This is a genomic window from Peribacillus sp. P4_C12 (assembly GCF_056402095.1).
In genome coordinates this window covers 1-1,096 of record NZ_JBFUIB010000893.1, presented here as the reverse complement: position 1 = coordinate 1,096, position 1,096 = coordinate 1, and the positions used below count along the sequence as shown (strand labels likewise).

The 1,096-nt window shown below is 34.5% G+C and carries 2 protein-coding genes; both read right to left on the bottom strand.

Annotation, left to right across the window (positions count from 1 at the left end; translation table 11 throughout):
* Nucleotides 1–333 (bottom strand): hypothetical protein (locus tag AC1DUW_RS30005; protein WP_477644335.1); only part of this gene is annotated, 333 nt, incomplete at its 3' end.
* Between the two features lie 28 nt (nucleotides 334–361).
* Nucleotides 362–589 carry a YozE family protein gene (locus tag AC1DUW_RS30000; RefSeq protein WP_477644334.1) on the bottom strand — a complete coding sequence of 76 codons (228 nt, stop codon included), beginning with the start codon at nucleotides 587–589 and terminating at the stop codon, nucleotides 362–364.
* Between the last annotated feature and the right edge of the window lie 507 nt (nucleotides 590–1,096).

The following is a 1,096-nucleotide window of genomic DNA, read 5'->3' as shown; positions in this document are numbered from 1 at the left end:
AACTTTACCTTCCAAATCCAAATACAAAGCTCCGTAATATTCCCCTTTTGCTCCAATGAACTTTTTTAGTTCATCAGACTTCTCTTCTTTTGATGAGCCAGGATTTATGATTACCGAATTTGCACTTAATAACTTCACATCACTATTCCGTTCGTTCAAATAACTATATGTTTCATTGACGAAATTAAGTGAACCTGCATTCAAGGCATTTTTTGCTTCTTTTTCAAGCAAAGAGCGTTGTGATCCATAGGAAATTATCCCCAATATCAGAACAGGTAGACTTGCTATAAGTAAAGAATAAAGCAAAATTCGGGTTTGAAGGCTTTTAAGCATCCTTCGGTTCCCCCTATTCCTGATCTCCCTACTGGAGTCCTTCTTCTATTTGGACATATTGTTCCCACGCACGATCAAATACAGTCATACTTTCGAGATAGTCGCCATTCAATTCTAAATAACTACTTAATTCATTATAATCATCCGATTGCTTTGGGAAACTGTGATCGTTATAAGCGTGATTAGCARATTTAGTGATGGCATCAATTTCTTTAGGTTGTCGGAATTTCATTAAATATAAATAAAACGGTCTCATGTGACGAGCCCTCCTAAAAAGTAACTAAGATTTCAGCTTTAATATATCGGAAACTTTCCCTTCCGTCTACATTTTTAAAAACCAACATGGGTTTTTCTTCCTAACAATTATAGGACAACTAACGATATTTCACCAGAAACAGAACGCAATTTATGACGAACTGTGATTGAAGAAAGAGTACAATGTCAATTTTCTTCGAAATTAATTTATATTAACCTTTCACAATAGTGTCCAAGTCTTGCCTGTCAGGTCAGCTCTTATCCAATAAAAATAAAAGCCGATGTTTCCTTAGCGCAGGAAACATCGGCTTTCTAGTCGAAATTCTCTTTTTTCGGGCACGAACCTAACAGTACAGACGAGTTTTAATCTTTCTGAAATAGTTGAATAATTAATACCAAACTAATCAATTCTTTTTACTGAGTACAAGCTAACATTTAATGGAGCTTAAATAGGTTTGTTTACAATTATTCAACAATCATATAACTCAATGACTTACTCTTTTCTGTC